General features: G+C 55.9%; 1 pseudogene. It reads left to right on the top strand.

The annotated features are described in order from the left end of the window. Positions 1–296, top strand: a pseudogene (locus tag VE26_RS18885) (ATP-binding protein); the annotation flags it as partial. Between the last annotated feature and the right edge of the window lie 194 nt (positions 297–490).

Here is a 490-nt window from a genome sequence, read left to right as displayed (position 1 = left end):
TATACTCAGTAGAATATGCTCCCACGCTGCCGCCGGTATGCAGTAATCGCGATCAGCTCATCCATAATTCTCTCACTCACATAAAGAACGCGTCTGAAGCGCTCGAACGGACACCGAAGCCCGAAATCCTGATTTCGACCGCGTTTCGACCGGGTATTCGCATCAGCGTGGCTGGCGTCGCCGAACGGATCTCGCTACCGCTCGAAATCCTCATCGAGGACAATGGACCGGGCGTGCCGCAGGATATCCTGCGGCACGCCCGGTCCATTGTCCTCGATGAGGATTTCGAGCGGTAGCGAGATCCGTTCGGCGACGCCAGCCACGCTGATGCGAATACCCGGTCGAAACGCGGTCGAAATCAGGATTTCGGGCTTCGGTGTCCGTTCGAGCGCTTCAGACGCGTTCTTTATGTGAGTGAGAGAATTATGGATGAGCTGATCGCGATTACTGCATACCGGCGGCAGCGTGGGAGCATATTCTACTGAGTATA

This window comes from Devosia chinhatensis, from assembly GCF_000969445.1.
GTDB classification, from domain to species: Bacteria; Pseudomonadota; Alphaproteobacteria; order Rhizobiales; family Devosiaceae; genus Devosia; species Devosia chinhatensis.
This window is presented reverse-complemented; position numbering and strand designations above follow the sequence as displayed.